The organism is Pseudomonas sp. BF-R-30 (genome assembly GCF_019956175.1).
Classification (GTDB): Bacteria; Pseudomonadota; Gammaproteobacteria; order Pseudomonadales; family Pseudomonadaceae; genus Aquipseudomonas; species Aquipseudomonas jessenii.
In genome coordinates this window covers 1-15,391 of the sequence record NZ_JAHBDE010000006.1, presented here as the reverse complement: position 1 = coordinate 15,391, position 15,391 = coordinate 1, and the positions used below count along the sequence as shown (strand labels likewise).

The 15,391-nt window shown below is 56.6% G+C and carries 13 protein-coding genes and 1 pseudogene; 4 read left to right on the top strand and 10 right to left on the bottom strand.

Annotated elements, in window-relative coordinates; genetic code table 11:
* Nucleotides 1-331 precede the first annotated feature (331 nt).
* Nucleotides 332-1,666 (top strand): PIN-like domain-containing protein, encoded by a 1,335-nt coding sequence (locus KGB20_RS04290; protein ID WP_223532036.1) that lies wholly within the window; start codon nt 332-334, stop codon nt 1,664-1,666.
* Between the two features lie 232 nt (nt 1,667-1,898).
* Here the strand turns inward: KGB20_RS04290 and KGB20_RS04285 are convergent, their stop codons facing one another.
* From KGB20_RS04285 to KGB20_RS04275, 3 genes are all read right to left on the bottom strand, one after another.
* Nucleotides 1,899-2,108 carry a hypothetical protein gene (locus tag KGB20_RS04285; RefSeq protein ID WP_223532034.1) on the bottom strand — a complete coding sequence of 70 codons (210 nt, stop codon included), beginning with the start codon at nt 2,106-2,108 and terminating at the stop codon, nt 1,899-1,901.
* A 208-nt stretch (nt 2,109-2,316) separates the two neighbouring features.
* Complete coding sequence (locus KGB20_RS04280; RefSeq protein WP_223532032.1) at nt 2,317-2,604, bottom strand: hypothetical protein; 288 nt, start codon at nt 2,602-2,604, stop codon at nt 2,317-2,319.
* Nucleotides 2,605-2,616: 12 nt separating this feature from the next.
* A complete protein-coding gene (locus KGB20_RS04275; protein WP_223532030.1) occupies nt 2,617-2,958 on the bottom strand; it encodes a hypothetical protein in 342 nt (113 codons plus the stop codon).
* Between the two features lie 348 nt (nt 2,959-3,306).
* On the opposite strand from KGB20_RS04275, the pseudogene KGB20_RS04270 reads away from it, so the two are divergent.
* A pseudogene (locus KGB20_RS04270) lies at nt 3,307-3,689 on the top strand (IS66 family transposase); the annotation flags it as partial.
* On the opposite strand, the gene KGB20_RS04265 reads toward KGB20_RS04270, so the two are convergent.
* The 7 genes from KGB20_RS04265 to KGB20_RS04235 all read right to left on the bottom strand — a co-directional run bounded on the left by KGB20_RS04265 (nt 3,690) and on the right by KGB20_RS04235 (nt 11,472).
* A complete protein-coding gene (locus KGB20_RS04265; protein ID WP_077182741.1) occupies nt 3,690-4,079 on the bottom strand; it encodes a hypothetical protein in 390 nt (129 codons plus the stop codon).
* Between the two features lie 64 nt (nt 4,080-4,143).
* Complete coding sequence (locus KGB20_RS04260) at nt 4,144-4,938, bottom strand: SDR family NAD(P)-dependent oxidoreductase (protein ID WP_082240446.1); 795 nt, start codon at nt 4,936-4,938, stop codon at nt 4,144-4,146.
* A gap of 57 nt (nt 4,939-4,995) precedes the next feature.
* Nucleotides 4,996-6,234, bottom strand: a complete 1,239-nt coding sequence (locus KGB20_RS04255; RefSeq protein WP_077182742.1) for a thiolase family protein — start codon at nt 6,232-6,234, stop codon at nt 4,996-4,998.
* A gap of 172 nt (nt 6,235-6,406) precedes the next feature.
* Nucleotides 6,407-7,963: a class I adenylate-forming enzyme family protein gene (locus KGB20_RS04250; protein WP_077182743.1), complete on the bottom strand. Its 1,557-nt coding sequence runs from the start codon at nt 7,961-7,963 to the stop codon at nt 6,407-6,409.
* 21 nt (nt 7,964-7,984) lie between these two features.
* Nucleotides 7,985-9,115 carry a saccharopine dehydrogenase family protein gene (locus KGB20_RS04245; protein ID WP_077182744.1) on the bottom strand — a complete coding sequence of 377 codons (1,131 nt, stop codon included), beginning with the start codon at nt 9,113-9,115 and terminating at the stop codon, nt 7,985-7,987.
* Nucleotides 9,116-9,155: 40 nt separating this feature from the next.
* On the bottom strand, nt 9,156-10,436 hold the full coding sequence (locus KGB20_RS04240) for an acyl-CoA dehydrogenase family protein (protein WP_223532028.1): 1,281 nt from the start codon (nt 10,434-10,436) through the stop codon (nt 9,156-9,158).
* 61 nt (nt 10,437-10,497) lie between these two features.
* Nucleotides 10,498-11,472: an NmrA family NAD(P)-binding protein gene (locus KGB20_RS04235; RefSeq protein ID WP_077182746.1), complete on the bottom strand. Its 975-nt coding sequence runs from the start codon at nt 11,470-11,472 to the stop codon at nt 10,498-10,500.
* 161 nt (nt 11,473-11,633) lie between these two features.
* Here KGB20_RS04235 and KGB20_RS04230 point away from each other — a divergent pair, with 161 nt between their 5' ends.
* The gene (locus KGB20_RS04230; protein ID WP_056723182.1) at nt 11,634-12,488 is read left to right on the top strand and encodes a helix-turn-helix domain-containing protein; all 855 of its coding nucleotides are present in this window, start codon (nt 11,634-11,636) and stop codon (nt 12,486-12,488) included.
* Between the two features lie 249 nt (nt 12,489-12,737).
* A complete protein-coding gene (locus tag KGB20_RS04225; protein ID WP_223532026.1) occupies nt 12,738-15,338 on the top strand; it encodes a helix-turn-helix transcriptional regulator in 2,601 nt (866 codons plus the stop codon).
* The last annotated feature ends 53 nt before the right edge of the window (nt 15,339-15,391 follow it).

Below are 15,391 nucleotides of genomic sequence, written 5' to 3'. Positions count from 1 at the left end.
TTAGACAATCACCAATGCATACCCTTGAACCACAAGCCCTGTAGCCCATTCCCGATAGTACTGCTACATCATCGGGGGGGTGGCTGGATAAGTCACAACTTGCTTTATTCATCAGCGGCTTAGCGCTATCTGCTCAAAAGCGTGGGGCAAAAATGGGGCATTTCATCGTGAGAATGTTGATGAGCGCCATGGTGCCTGCACGGTTGGAAATGTGCCGTGAGGTTACCATACGGTGTCGCTGCGCTCACTTCTGGATGGTGGGCAGACGATGGCGAAAAGTATGGCTGTGTGCTATCTAGGTTGAAATCTATTGATCCAGCCAGGCGTAAAAATGAGAGAAGCTTTTTCAGAGCATTTTGTAGGGGAACCGGAGCGCCAACAAAAGCTTTGGGCGGATTGCATTTTTGTGCTGGATACGAATGTGTTGCTTGACCTCTATAGATTTTCCGATTCTGCAAGGGAAGCTCTATTTAAGGTTATGGAATCTTTGGGGGAGCGCCTTTGGATTCCATATCAGGTGGCGGCGGAGTACTTTGAAAATCGCTTAACGGTAATCGAGGCTCAGTCCAAGGCCTATGCTGAATCAATCTCTGGATTGAAAGTCGCGAAAGAAAAATTTAATTCTGGATCGAGACATCCTTTTGTTTCTGATGTGGTTTTTAATCAGTTTATTTCTTCCTATGATCTAATGATAAAGGAATTAGAAACTAAGCAGGAAACATACCTTTCGTACGTTGGTAATGACGTTATAAAGACAAAAATTGGTACTCTTTTGAATGGGCGGGTGGGTCAGCCATATTCCGAAGAGCGATTGCTGGAAGTCGCTGTCGAGGGCGAAAAAAGATATCTGGAAAATATACCGCCTGGATTCCAGGATTGCGGAAAAATGCCTGAGGCTACTACAAATAAACTTCGGCTAAAAAAATTTGGCGATCTCATCCTCTGGAAGCAGGTAATTGAAAAGGCAGTTGCCGCTAATAAATCGGTTATTTTAGTCACTGGTGAGAAAAAGGATGATTGGTGGCTAAAGTCTAACAAAGGGTTGGTGAGCGCTTTGCCTGCGTTAACTAAAGAATTTATGGATGCGGCAAAGCAAGATTTTTATCTTTATGCAACAGATAGGTTTTTGCTTAAGGCTAATGATTATCTGGCGCAGAGCACTTCAGCTGTCGTTGTAGAGGAAGTTAGAGCAATTAATAAGGCAGATGCAGATCTGAATGATAATTTGGAAAGCGCGCTGCTGGATCAGGCAATAAATGTCGTATGGCCTGAGATCCCTCCTGGCTCTTCGTGGATCAGTGCTAAGTCGTGGGCTGATAGAGCAGCAATGTCTCCGTGGCATCAGCGTCCGACAACCTTGTCGCGAAACTCGGCATTGAGCTTTGCAATGAAAAAGCGGGAATTTATTCGGGGAAAAATTCATGCTTTGCGAGCTAGGTTGGATGCCCTGAGAGCCGAGCGTGATGAATTAATGGATCTTCGAGAAAGTTTGTTTGCTTCCGGCGTTACACTCGAAGATGAAAGATTCGAAAGATGTAAGGCTCAGATGTTGACAATAGATACTATGATTTCCGCGCATGAGGTGGAGTTTGCGGGATTGCGCGATGAACTGCACTCTGTGAACGCTCATTATAATGTCTTATTAAGTGATGATGCGGATGAGTAATGCTAGGGTCGCGTTTTTTTCTGTTAGTTCTGTCCAGATTTTTTCTAACTCTGCGACGGACTCATCCTCCATCAATTTTGTATATACATCGACTAACATCAAGCCAGGAATTAATGATTTACTGGCTTTCGGTGTAAAAAATCCGAGATCTCTGCTTCATCTGCAACACTCCTCCTGCCTACACAGAATCTAATGTGTTACATCGACCGGTTGAATCCAAGGCTGATAGCCGTCACTCCGGCGCCATCATCACCGCGAGCGTCATCTTGATGAACTCTTCGTTCTTGTCGATGGATTCCAGGGCTCCACGCACATTGTCGGCAACCTCGGCGGATCCGTGCTGCTCGACCCAGTTCGACAGTTCCATGATTGCGGCTTCGAGAGCCAGTTGGTTTTCGTTGAGCTTGAACAGCAGGGAAGGGAGCAGGTCAGAGTTTGGCATCGCGAATCCTCCGTGGAGTTTTCAGCGTAGCAGGGGGGGGAGCTATGGGCTGGGAGTTCAGGTCGGCAGAACGCCGGAGCAGGGTGGCACTACTGTAGGAATATACAACACTAAGTTATTGATTCTTATAGGGTGATGTAGCGGTTTTGAGGTGGCTGTAAAGTGCCTGTTTTCTCTTGTAGATCAAGGCGTTATGAACGTTTCCCGGTCACCTTGACATGATGGTGGGCAGCTGGAGTATCCATTGATCGAGAACAATGCCGCGCCCCGCCAAACTAGCTCGACAAGAGTCGATAGCCAATTTGAAATTGTTGGCATCAGCAAACTGTTTTTTCAGCAATTCCTCTACGGTAAGCACTGGCTGATCTGAGTTATCAAACACCCGAAATCTCACGCGCTCGCCGTAGTCCCAGGGTTCAGCTACGCAACGCAGCGGAGAGAATGCTGATTCGATGATTTGCGCAGCCACTTCTGCGGTGATGTATGAACGAGTCATAAGATGCTCCATCTATAGCTTCTTAGGCGCTGGGCCAAACTGATCCAGCAAGCTACGAACTTCTGCCTCATCAGGCGAGGTCCAGAGCAACTCATTCGTTTCTTTGAGAGGCGCGCCGGCGGCGGGTATGAGCTGGCGATGTTTGACGCTCATGACGCAATCAGTGGGAGCGTCCTTTTTCTTGGTACCTGCAACGTCTTCCTTTTCTGAGCCTCTCTCCCATCCTCGTGGAGTGAGGTGCCATTCAGTCCATTCGTCGCTTGCTGACATATTAATATACTCAAGAGGTGGCTCCCCAAAATGAACGCTTGGTTGAATCTTGGCAAGACCGTCACCAATGTTTTTAGCCGGCATCGCTTGCGCAAAACCGCCTCTGGAGGCCGCATGTTTTCGTTTGCATAACCACAAAAAAGCGTGTGTTTTGCCACCCTTTAAACGGGCTGTATCCGTTTCAAATCAATAGGTTAGCGCCGCACAGTCCCCAGCATGGGGTGCTAGGGGTAGAGTGTTCGAATCACTCCGTCCCGACCATATAATTCAAGGGGTTGCGAGATTTTATCTCGCGACCCCTTTTTATTTTACGGCGTTTTTACCCCTACAAAACGACTGGCTTTCAGTGAAGTCCTCACTGCGTTCGCGTGAATTGATGCCTTATCTGGCAGTCGTCTCATGAACAAGGCTGGAGAAAATTTACGCTATTTAGCCGTACCGGCGATGGATATGCTGCATGCATGGATGATCGCCCAGCGTCATCTGACGCCCGGAGGCACGGCCATCAATAAGGCGCTCAATTACAGCCTGAAACGGTGGGCAGCGCTGTCACACTACCTCAATGGCGGGGCCGGCCCAATTGACAACAATTGGGCCAAGAACCAGATCCGCCCTTGGGTTCTTGGACATAAAACTGGCTCTTCGCAGTTCGTTTTGCAGCGGTAAACGCGCGGCCCTGATCATAAATATGATCCAGTTTGCGCGGCTGAATGGTTATGATCCGTATGCCTCTGAAGGATGTTCTCACACACCTACCATCGCAGCGGGCGAGTGAAATCGATCAGTTACTGCCGCATAACTGGCACCCGGTTTAGTTAAGCAAGGCGTGATGGCCGGACGCATACGTAATAACGCCAGAACAGTAATGCATAGACGATGTCACCCGATGCCGCTACTGGCAATGGCCAGGGGATGCTGCCCGCCAGCCAGTGACCATAAACCACCACAACAAACAGTACTTTCAGGATTATCCCGAGCAGGATATAGGGACGATACTGCAGCGGATCGCGAGCGATCATCCAATAGGCCCAGCCGAATATGATAACCAGGCACGTGGTGAGTTGAATGAAGAGGGTTGAGGTAGGGGTAATTTGCAGCCCCAACAGTGCAGCTACGGGGTGTAGGGCTACGAGTAATGGAAGACCTGCGAATACGTTGAAGCAGGCGGCAGAAATAAACAGCTTGCGTGTATAACTGTCGGTCATGGAGTTATTCCTGAGAGGTGTTGACGCCTCGCACCATGCAGAGACATCTTGTAACTTTTAGGTCTCAGCCAAGCAGCTTGAGTAATGCCGGATAGCTATTGGGGAACAGCCTGCTTATCCAGAACAAGGTGCTCGACTTGTTCCCTGTAATGATGCGTTTGGTTCCTTTGCGCAGCCCCTTGATGATGTCGCCGGCACAATCTGCCGCTGGCGTCAGTAGCATTTTGTCGGCAAGCGCTTTGAACTTTTCTTCTGTACTACCGGCAGCTTTACAGCGTCGTCCGGCCTTTTCAATATTGGTTTTGATTCCGCCAGGGTGCACACACACGGCGCGCACGCCGCTGCCCTCAAGTTCCGACCATAGTGCTTCGGTCAGACCACGTACGGCGAACTTCGACATGTTGTAAGCGCTTTGCATCGGGAAACCTACCAGGCCAAATACGCTGGAAATGTTGACGATGCAGCCTTCCCGCTGGGCCTGCATCATCGGCAGGAACGCTTTGGTACCGTACAGTACGCCCCACAGGTTGATACCGAGTTGCCACTCGTACTCATCGATTGAGGTGTTGGCAACTGTCCCGATGACTGCGGCACCTGCGTTATTGATGACGAAGTGCGCCGTGCCAAAATCTCGCTTTACCTCGTCGGCATGGGCCTGGAAGGCGTCCCAGGACGATACGTCCAGGAGGTAACCTTTCGCTTTGCTGGCGTCAGGCAATAGCTTCATGGTTTTGTCGAGACCAACCTGGTTGATGTCCGACAGGGCGACATGCGCGCCAGCTTCCACCATCTGGATAGCCAACTCCCGACCAATGCCTGATCCTGCGCCGGTGATGACAACTACTTTGTTTTGGAACATGTTTTTTATCCTTCTTGTTTTGATTGGTTTGGCCACTACAAATTTTTCTGACAAGAACTATTTGCTGAGAATGTGGATCGCGACGGCTGCCTCCTCAATACCCTGCAAACCGCCGCCGTTCTCCTGGATTGCATGGCGTGCGCCATATACCTGGCGTGCGCCAGCCTCTCCGCGCAGTTGGGTCACAAGTTCGTAGAGTTGTCCGATCCCGGTAGCGCCGAGTGGATGGCCTTTGGATTCCAGGCCACCTGAGGTATTGACCGGGATGCGCCCGCCCAGCGTGAATTCGCCACGTTCAGCCGCAGGTCCGCCCTGACCGAACGGGACCAGGCCCAGGTTTTCGACCTGAATGATTTCGCCCATCGCCGAGGCGTCATGGACTTCGGCGACATGCATGTCTTGCGGCCCGAGGCCCGCCTGTTCATAGGCCAGGTTAGCTGCCAGGTGACCGACGCTCAGTTCCGGCTGATCGAGCCGGCGATGGCTGAAGCTACGGATGACGCTGGCCGCTATCTTGATGCAGCGGCTTCTGTCGGCACCGATGCGTGCGAGTCCTTCCTCGGTGCACAGGATGGCTGCTGCTGCGCCGTCCGACAGCGGCGCGCACATTGGCAGGGTGAGCGGGTAGGTGATCGGAGGGGCGGCAAGGATTTCGTCGATACCGAAGGCTGTGCGAAATTGCGAGTAGGGGTTGTGGACCGAGTGAGTGTGGTTTTTTGCCGAGACGGCTGCGATCTGCCGCTGCGTGGTGCCATAGGTTTTCATATGCTGGCGGCATAATGCGGCATAGATGGCCATGAACTTACTGTAAGGCTTGTCCGATTCCGACCCGGCGGGCGGCACCACACCTTCGCCCATTTTTATTAGCGTCTGATAATTCTCTTCGGCGCGAGATACGTCCCAACCAGCCTCGAACAGCGAGAGGGCCTTCAGTTTATCCGGGATGTTCATCTTTTCCGCACCCAACGCCAGCGCGATACTGGCTGTACCGGCCTTGAGACTTTGCACGGCCAAATTGAAGGCTGAGCTACCCGAAGCGCAGGCATTCTCGATGTTATAGATAGGAATGCCTTCAATACCGATCTTGCTGAACACGACCTGACCTGGGATCGAGAGCTGACCTTGCAATGGGCCATTGGTCATGCCGGCATAAAACGCGATATCGAGATCGGCGGCAGTGCAGTGGGCGTCCTTCAATGCGCCCTGGAAAGCCTCACGTGCCAAGTCGTCGAGGCTGCGTTCGATGTGGCGACCGAAGACGGTCATGGCGATGCCGGCGATATAGATATTGCTCATTGAAAATTCCTTATATTCAGTGGGTCCGTGTCCAGTTCGCACCCCACGGCGTGGTTGACGTTGGGTGCGCCTGGGCAGCGGCTTACTGAAGTTGCTGGTCGTTACCAGGTTCAGTCAGGCGTATCTCGGCCACGTGCAGACCGAGGTTGAGATCGACCTCGATTTTTTCCCGTCAGATCTTCCGAGCTGATTTTTCCCAATAAGGCTGGCGCAGATCTTTCTTCAGCACCTTGCCCACCGGACTACGTGGCAGGCTGGTAGTGAAGTCGATAGACTTCGGTGCCATCACGCTGCCCAGCCTGGCTTTGCACAGCTCGATAAGCTCCTGCTCGGTGGTTTCCTGGCCTGGGTTTAGCTCGACGACGGCCTTGACGGCCTCACCCCATTTCTCATCGGGCACGCCGATCACGGCGCAGTCCTGAACGGCCGGATGTCCCCACAGCACTTGCTCGACCTGGCTGGGATAGACGTTGAAGCCGCCGGAAATAATCATGTCTTTCTTGCGATCGGTGAGGTGCAGATAGCCTTCGGCATCGATATGGCCGATGTCACCGGTATGCAGCCAACCGTCGACGATGGTCTCGGCGGTTTTCTCCGGCTGCTTGTAGTAACCCTTCATGATCAGGTCGCCGCGCACGCATATTTCACCGGTTTCACCGCGCGGCAGGATCTGGTGGGTGTCGCTCATCACTTCGACGCGGACCAGCGGGTTAGGGCGGCCGACCGAGGACAGGCGTTCGTCGTCGGCGAATTGGTCACCCACCAGATGCTCGTCAGGACGAAAGTTGGCGATGCTGGCTGGTGCTTCGGTCTGACCATAGCCGCCGGTCATGACCGGGCCGAAAATCTCGATAGCTTTCTTCAGCTTGTCTACCGACATGGGAGCCGCGCCGTACATCAGGTACTTCACCGAGGAGAAGTCCAGCTTCTCGATACCGGGAATTTCCAACAGCCTGTAGATCACCGTTGGCGGCAGAAAGAGCTCGCTGACCCTGTGCTGTGCAATGGCGTTCAACATCAATGCTGGATCGGGTTTGGTAATGACCACTACCGTGCCACCTTGCGCCGTGCAGGGTACGGACAACAGGCCGGCAGTGTGGGTCATCGGTGCGGCGGCCATATTCACCGGCTTTTCACCATTGCGATAAGCACAGGTCAGCATGAAGTGGGCGATGAACGTCTGCACGCTGCGGTGGGTGTTCATCACACCCTTTGGCGTGCCCGTTGTGCCACCAGTGGGTGAGACCGCCACCACGTCGTCCATGTCATGGGCGACTTCGGGACGGCTTGCCGGCTGACCGGCGCTCCATAGCTCCAACGAAGGTGCATCGACAGCGTCGGCATCGATGCAGATCCAGTGTTTGATCTTCGGCAACCCGGGCCGCAGCTCGGCGATGATTTGCGCGAAATCGTTCTGGTAGAACATCACCTCGCAGTCGAATGCGTCGAGGATGTAGTGATTCTCTTCGCTGGAGTTGCGCGCGTTGACTGGAATCCAGGTCATGTTGGCGCGCCATAGACCCAGTGTGCAGGCCCAGGCGGTGACGTCGTTACCTGACCAGACGGCACCCTTGGTTTCCTTCGGCAAGCCCAGTGCGAGCAGCTTGTTGGCTATGCGACACGAGAGCTCGCCGATTTCGTTGAAGGTGTAAGAGCGCTCGCCCTGGATGTAGGCGACCCCGGCAGGGTTGATGCCCCAGCCGCGATCGTAAAAGTCGATGATGGCCATAAGTGGTTCCTGTGCCGGTAATCAGAGTTTGGTAACGGTGGCACGGGCCAGGCCGCGTTCTTCCAGGAAACCGAGCAGATAGCGGTGTCCAAAAGCCTTGGAACCGGAAGCGAAGCCGACCTTGTTGGTGTCGTTGTCGAGCAGCCTGATCGCGGCTGCGGCCTGTAGGGCACCGGTGGAAATATAGGGTGTGACGCCATGCACGGTAGCGCGCACGGCGGCCAGGTGACCGCGGCCGATAGCGATGTCGACGCTGCGTTGCAAGGTGGTGCGTTCGCGGGGCGGCATGCTCGGCGTGGTGGCCTCTACCAGGCTCTTCACCACCGCGTCCTGCTGCTCCTTGGACAGGTGCTTGTATTCCGCTTCCCACTTCTGGCTCAGGCCATGCACCATCGGCATCACATTGTTGTCGTAGAAACCGACCGCGGAGGTGCAGGCGCGCACGCGAGGATCATGCTCGAAGTAAATTGGCAGCGAGGTTCCCCCCCAAGGCAGGCAGAAAACCGGCTGCATGAAGTTGGGGTCGACAATGTTGAACGACGCGGTGGCTGGGTGCTGTACCAGCTTGTTCTCCCACAGGTAGAACTGCTCCCGGTGGAACAATTCGAAAATCGAGGCCGCCGAGCCCAGGCTGACCCCGGCGACATCACGCGGGCCGCGGCACAGGGCGGCGGTTTCCAGCACGTCGATGCCGGGGGTTTCCAGCGCCAGTTCGGCGGCGATCTCGGAGAAGCTGAACATGTAGGACAGCGATGGCGAAACCAGCAGGCCAGCCTGGCGATAGAGCTCGCCAAATTGCTCGCGAACCTGACGGACGTAGCTTTGCTCGCCGGTGGTATCTATGTGGTGGCAGCCGGACTTGAGCGCGGCCTCGACGGTGGTCAGACCGAAGTTGACGAAGGGGCCAACGGTGTTGCAGACCACTTTGGCTCCCTTGAAGGCGGCGCTCAGCGACTCGACGTTGTGCTCGGCCTCGATGATTTCATAGGTCGCGGACTCCAGGCGTACCACACGTTGCGCCATCATTTCCTGCGCGCGCTTGGCATCGCGCGCCACAGCGGTGAAGGGGATGTTCTGGTCGATCAGCCAGTCCATGGTCAGCATGCCGGTGTAGCCACTGGCGCCATAGACAACTACGGGATACTTAGCCATTTCTATTGTCTCCAAAGTTTATTGTTAGTCGGGTTTGGGATCAGTACTGGGGCCAGCCGTCTTCGTAGAGCTCCTGGACAAGGAACCCAAGGCGGGTGGTTAGCATCATGTTCTCGCCGTCTTCGATCAGCGCGGCGCGGGCATCGCGGAACAACTTCTCCATGGGGTACTCGCGGGTCAGGCCGTTGCCGCCGAACAGTTGCAAGGCATCGCTGACTACGCGCATGGCCTCTTCGGTCACGGTGACCTTGCTGGAAGCCGTGGCACAGGGGTGCCCCTGCGGGGACAGGCGCGCATAGGCCAGGGAGCGGCGGGCGACAGCCCGGCAAAGCTCGACACGACGCATCATGTCGCCGATGCGGTAGCGGGTAAGCTGGTGGTTGATCAGCAATTGGCCACCCTGCTTGCGCTCATGGCAGTAAGCCAGGGCCAGTTCGAAGGCGGAACGTGCCACGCCGGTGAACCATTGCGCCATGTGGGTGCCAGCGAACGACCAGGTCGAAACGACGTTGCCGTAGTACTCGTCCTGCAGGGCCACGGCGAAGCGCTTGGGAATCCGCACGTTGTCGAAATACACCTCGCCCTGCGGCAACGCGCGTTGGCCGATCTTCTCCAGTGGCTTGCCCTTGCTGACACCGGGCAAGTCCAGGGGCACGATTACAGAGATGCCATAGGGCAAGCCATTGGCATCGTAGAAGCCGTTGCCATAGTCGGCGGTCATGTAGGCCAAGGCCACCTGGGCCACCGCGCCGTTGGACACCCAGGCCGAGCACTGGCCGTTAATGACGATCTCGTGCTCGCCAACCTTGGCGAAGAGATTGCCCTTGTTGCCCAACTGCCCTGGCACCCAGTCGCGCTGCAAGTCGAAGGCGCTGACATCAGTGCCCTTGTCGGGATGGGTAATCATCCAGCAGCCGATTTTCCCGGCACTCAGATCGATCAGCTCCTGGTTCCCTACGGCTTTGGCCATCTCGTTCGGGAAGGTGCTGACGCCCAGGGAAACCGCCAGACCGGCATCGCCCCAGCCCATTTCCTCGCCGATCATAGACTCGACGCGTACAGCCGTTTCCGGCGGCAGTTCGGCCAGCAGATCGGAGCTCAGGCCCAGCTTGGCGGCTTCGCTGAACAGGCTGTAGTACGGCGAGCCGGGGGCGACCGCCTGCTCTGCGGTCATCTTGTCGAGTTCCTGACCAAGAGGCCGCATGAAATCCTTGGCAAAGCGATGCACGCTGTCCTGGATGCCGCGCTCGACCTCGTTCAGGGGTGTTTCAAAGCCGGTTATTGAAATGTCAGGCAGGTTGATCCGGTTGCTTAGTTTCATCATGGGCCTCGTCATATCACTCGGTTTTTCTTATGGCCTGCACGCTAGGTGTCGAGACGCGTCAGGCGTCGGCCGGCAGTTCGCCGGCGGCGATCAGCGTGGCGCGCGTGGCCTCGACGAAAGGCTCTACGGTGTCGACGAATAGTTCTTGCAGCGGCGTCCCCTTGAATTCGGGGAGGAAGGTCTTGTTCCAGTGGCCGCACAGCGACATGCCTGCTGGGGTATCGACCATGGCGACGCCGATCGCCAGCAGGGTCTGGATGGCGCCGGGACGGGAAGCCGCGTAGGCTGCGCGCCACTGCTCGGGCGTCAACTCGTTACGCTCGATCGGGCGACCCACGGCCTGTTCGCGCGCGGCCAGCAGCTCGTTCCACGAACACCAGGCCGTGGCCGCGACTGGGCAGATCGCATTGCGCGAGGCCGGGTGGGCCAGCACATGTGGAATGATGCGGCCGACATCCGCGCCGGTCGACCAGGCCAGCCTGGCGTCGGGATCACCCATCACCATCACCGGCTCGAGCATGTAGTACTCGATCCAGGCACCGGCCGGAATGATGGTGTAGTCCATGCCGGCCAGTTCGATCATGCGCCGGATGAACGCTTTCTGCCGGGCCATCAAGCGGTGCGTGGTGTCGGTCTGCCAGAACTGTTCGAATTCATAGATCGCGCCGTACTCGGATGGCACGAAGCGTTCGACCCCGGCTTCCTTGGCGGCAAAAATCAGCGGCATCTGCGATTCGGTGGCGTAGAGCGGCACGCAGGACACCAGGTAGTCGGTGCCGCGCAGCGCCGGGACCAGCGTTTCGGCAATGGTGACGTCGACCTCCTTGATGGTCACGCCCTGACGCGCCCATTCGGCGTACTGCTGCTGTTTTTGCGCCTCGCTCTTGCTGATGCCCGACGATGAGCGTTCCATCTGGCCGGAGCGGCGCGCGAGCACATTGATATTGACCAGGCCCTGGCGAATGAACTCATTGACGCAGGCGACACCGGCAGTCCCGGTGGCGCCGAATACAGTGACGGTCTTCTTGCTCATGCTGTTCTCCTGGCTGTGATCAGTCATGCGGGGGAGCGGTTGTGCCTGCCTCGCATTGAGGCGAGTGACGCAATATTTGGCCGATTATTGTTCTTCCCGACATCGACAACTCACCTGAAAAGCGGTCATATTTGTCAAAATATGCTCATCCCGAGATGCCCATGAATCCGCAACAACAGGTCCATGAAACACTGGGATTGCCCTTGCTGGGCGGCCTGGTGTGCAGTGAAATCCCCTTGTATGCGGAGCGCTACTTCCTGCATACGACTGACCTATCCGTCCCGCCGGTTGACTTCATGGCCCTCTTGACCCAGTTCGGTGGCTCGCGGGCGGATGAGGGGGCAGGGGGCGAGTTGCGCTCAACCTCGATGCCCCGCTTGTCAATGCTGCTGCCTGCAGGTTGTGCCACTCAATGGCACTATTCCGGCAGCATTGATTTCGCGGTTTTTTATCTGCCCGAGCGCACGGATGGCGTGTTTCGACAATTGCGTGAGCTATGCGCTGGCGCGCAGGCACCATTGCCCGTCAGTGATGGATTGGTGAGCGCGGCGGCCCGGCAATTGATGGATGAGCTAAGTCTTGGGAAAGGGGCTGATCAGGGGTTCATGGCAAGATTGGCCATGGTCATGCTTGAGCAGGTGTATCGTGCGCTACGAGTTGACGCGAGCAGAGGTATTTATCCGCCGCATATTCATCTGGCGCGCCTGCATACGGTACTGGTCTTCATTCGCGAGCATCTGGGGCAGGAACTGTCGATCAGCACGCTGGCTGGCCAGGCGGGTGTCAGCCCGGCTCATTTTCGACGGCTGTTTCAGCGCGCCATGGGTATGCCGCCCCATCGCTATGTAATGAATGTACGACTGGAACATGCGCGTGATCTGCTCATGCAGACCGATCTCCCTATTTTGCATGTGGCGCTGGAGTGTGGCTTCAGCTCTCAGAGCCACCTGACTGCAGCGTTCAAGGTTGCACACGCCAGTACACCGGCTGAATACAGAGCCCTGGCTGGAAGGTAGCGGATTCTTTGGCGTGGCGAGCAGGTCACGACACCGAAAGAACACAAGCGGCTTGCGTTGGATTGCACCGGGGTTCAAACCTCCTGACCATTCCATGGTAGTGTTCGACCGTTTGGAACTGTATCCAGCGACCTTCAGACGCTCCTTGGGTAGGCGTCTCTTAACCACCAGGGTCTGAAAGAAATGGATTGCATAGAGCCCCAACTGATCCTCAAAACGACACCGCCGCGCAGTCAGAAGTCAGCACGGATGCGAAACCGCCTGGGTATCCAGACCCAGGAACTGACAGACAAAGTGGTGATCGCCGTTCAAGCGCCGGCAGGCTTCGGCAAAACCTTTCTGCTGACCCAATGGCGCCGTGAGTGTTTGTCTCACGGCGCCGTGGTGGCCTGGATGACGCTGGATGCACAGGATGATGGTGCTCGTTTTGTCCAAGGGCTGGGAGCTGCGATGGCAATTGGCAGCGGTCGGCCGTCGTTTGCCCGCGCATTCGAGCCTATTGCGGGACTGGGGCGTGACGAACAGGAAGGGCTGACGCAGTGGTTGGCGGAAGTGGCCGATCTGGGTAGCGAAACCGTATTGATTCTGGATGAAGTGGATGCCCTTCCCGAGTTGACGATCCGTTACTCCCTGACGTACCTGTTGCACAACGCACCGGCCAATTTGCGCATCATCATGGCCTCTCGCACACGGTTGAATCTGCAGGTGGCGGACCTCGCGGCAAGCGGGCTTTTCACGACGATCATGACAGCGGCTTTACGGCTGAATGTGGAAGAGGCGGTCGCCATCCTCAATGACCGTTTCGGCGCAAGGGTTGATGCCGACCTCTGCGTACGGCTGCACGAGATAACCGAAGGCTGGCCGCTCGGCCTGCAATTAGCGATTTCGGCGTTGGAGAAGAGCTCGAATCGAAGTGCGGCAGTCGAAGAGTTGTCGACTTGCCTGGGTGATATCCAGCGTTATTTCGTCGACAGTTTGCTCGCACATCTTCGGGAGGAGCAGGTTCGCTTTCTGACCGGCATTGCAGTGTTGGAAATGGTCCAGCCCTTGTTATGCGAGGCGCTGACGGGCAACGCTCGCTCGGGTGAATTGCTGAAGGAATTGTGTGCCTCGACACCGATTTTTGTTGAAAGTATCGACAGTGACTGGGTGCGCATCCATCCATTGGCGCGGGAATTTCTGCTCGGCCGTTTTGCCGACTTGCCGTTGGAGGAGCGTCAGGGTTATCACCGGCGCGGCGCTGTGTGGCTGGAACACCACGGTTTCCTGGAGCAGGCCGCCCGGCAATATCTGTTGGCCGGCATGCCCCAACCGGCCTATACGTTGATCGGCAAATGCCTGTACGAAGTCGCGTTGCAGGGGCAATTCAGCCGGGTGCTGGAGTGGGTCGAGGAGCTTGGCCCCGCTGACGTGTTGTCGCATCCGCGCATCTGCCTGGCGGCGGCCTGGACATTGGCAATGGGAGCGCGTCAGGCAGAAGCGGCGCAATTGATTGCGGCAATTGAACAGCATCCGTCCGCCGACGAGGCGACACGTTGTGAAGCGGCCGCCATCGCCGCCGCCGCCGCCTTCTTTGCGGACCGTCCGGATCAATCGCATCAACTCATCATGCCTTGGGTCGATCGATTGCCCTCATTCTCAATCACGGTGCAAGCCTTGGTCGCGAATCTGATCGCCCGGCTGACGCTGTTGCAGGGGCAACCGGAGAAAGCCCGACGAATCCTTCAGCGAGCACCGCGTTACGCGGGTAGTACTGGCCTTGATGCCATACGCGGGTATGGCGAGTGGGTGGTCGGTCTTGCTTATTTATACGAGGGTCGAATGGTGTCGGCGCGTACTGCGTTGCACGACAGCCTGTTGCATGCCGAACGGGACATCGGTCGGCGCAGTCCGGTGGCGGTCATGTTAGCGAGCGCTCTGGCGACGGTGTTGCTGGAACAGGGGGAAGTCCAGGAGACCGCTACGGTGCTGGCGAACAGGCTGGATATCGTTGAGCGATTGGCCTCTCCCGATGCGATTGTGCAGGGTTTCCTCGCCGCCTCTCGACTGGCCTCACTCCAGGGGCAGGGGCATCGCGGGCAGGATCTGCTCGAGGCGTTATTCGCCCTTGGAGAAGAGCGAAATATTCCACGATTCTGCATTGCCTCCCTGGGAGAGCAAATACGCCTGCATGCCTTGCAGGGACGCAGCGATACCTGCCACGCATTATGGCGCCGGCTGGACAGTTTCACGCCGGTTATTGCCCGTGAGCGAGCAGGGTTGCTGGGGCCGGAGCTGGACTTGCTGGCCGGGGTAGCCAACGCTTATGCCTTACTGGCCCAACGTGACTGGGAGGCGATGCTGGCGGTGCTGGGCAGGGTTGGCGAAACAGCCGAATACCTGCGTCGTGGGCGAGATATCGTGCAGATCAAGCTGCTCAGGGCACTGGCACTTCGGGCGACCGGACAGGGCGGTACTGACTATTTGCTGGAGGCTGTCAGCCTCGCGCAAGAAAACGGTATGTTGCGTGTGGTGCAGGACACCCATCCGGACCTGATCAAATGGGAGCGGACGCTCCAGGGTGAAACGGTCCCGTTGCTTGCGACGCCCTCTACGCCCGCATCTGTTGCGCGACCGGAATCCACCCCATTGAGCGTGTCCGCGAGTCGTCTCTTGACGCCCAAGGAACGTGAGGTGTTGCAGCTATTGGCTCGCAACCTGTCCAACAAGCAAATCGCCCTGGCGCTGAATGTCGGCGAGGAAACCGTGAAGTGGCACCTGAAAAACCTGTTTGGAAAATTCCAGGCCGGCACCAGACAGCATGTAGTCGCGCGTGCATATATGCTGGGAATTCTCGAGACAGCGAGCTAATGCGAACTCACCACCCGAGGTGATCCGTTCGGATCATCCTTCAATCCCCCCCG

Bases quoted from the DNA above. Each gene is read 5' to 3' on its own strand.
- KGB20_RS04225 (WP_223532026.1), top strand. From the start codon at position 12,738: ATGCGAAACCGCCTGGGTATCCAGACCCAGGAACTGACAGACAAAGTG.
- KGB20_RS04230 (WP_056723182.1), top strand. From the start codon at position 11,634: ATGAATCCGCAACAACAGGTCCATGAAACACTGGGATTGCCCTTGCTG.
- KGB20_RS04240 (WP_223532028.1), bottom strand. From the start codon at position 10,436: ATGAAACTAAGCAACCGGATCAACCTGCCTGACATTTCAATAACCGGC.
- KGB20_RS04260 (WP_082240446.1), bottom strand. From the start codon at position 4,938: ATGTTCCAAAACAAAGTAGTTGTCATCACCGGCGCAGGATCAGGCATT.
- KGB20_RS04255 (WP_077182742.1), bottom strand. From the start codon at position 6,234: ATGAGCAATATCTATATCGCCGGCATCGCCATGACCGTCTTCGGTCGC.
- KGB20_RS04235 (WP_077182746.1), bottom strand. From the start codon at position 11,472: ATGAGCAAGAAGACCGTCACTGTATTCGGCGCCACCGGGACTGCCGGT.
- KGB20_RS04280 (WP_223532032.1), bottom strand. From the start codon at position 2,604: ATGACTCGTTCATACATCACCGCAGAAGTGGCTGCGCAAATCATCGAA.
- KGB20_RS04245 (WP_077182744.1), bottom strand. From the start codon at position 9,115: ATGGCTAAGTATCCCGTAGTTGTCTATGGCGCCAGTGGCTACACCGGC.
- KGB20_RS04265 (WP_077182741.1), bottom strand. From the start codon at position 4,079: ATGACCGACAGTTATACACGCAAGCTGTTTATTTCTGCCGCCTGCTTC.
- KGB20_RS04250 (WP_077182743.1), bottom strand. From the start codon at position 7,963: ATGGCCATCATCGACTTTTACGATCGCGGCTGGGGCATCAACCCTGCC.
- KGB20_RS04290 (WP_223532036.1), top strand. From the start codon at position 332: ATGAGAGAAGCTTTTTCAGAGCATTTTGTAGGGGAACCGGAGCGCCAA.
- KGB20_RS04285 (WP_223532034.1), bottom strand. From the start codon at position 2,108: ATGCCAAACTCTGACCTGCTCCCTTCCCTGCTGTTCAAGCTCAACGAA.
- KGB20_RS04275 (WP_223532030.1), bottom strand. From the start codon at position 2,958: ATGCCGGCTAAAAACATTGGTGACGGTCTTGCCAAGATTCAACCAAGC.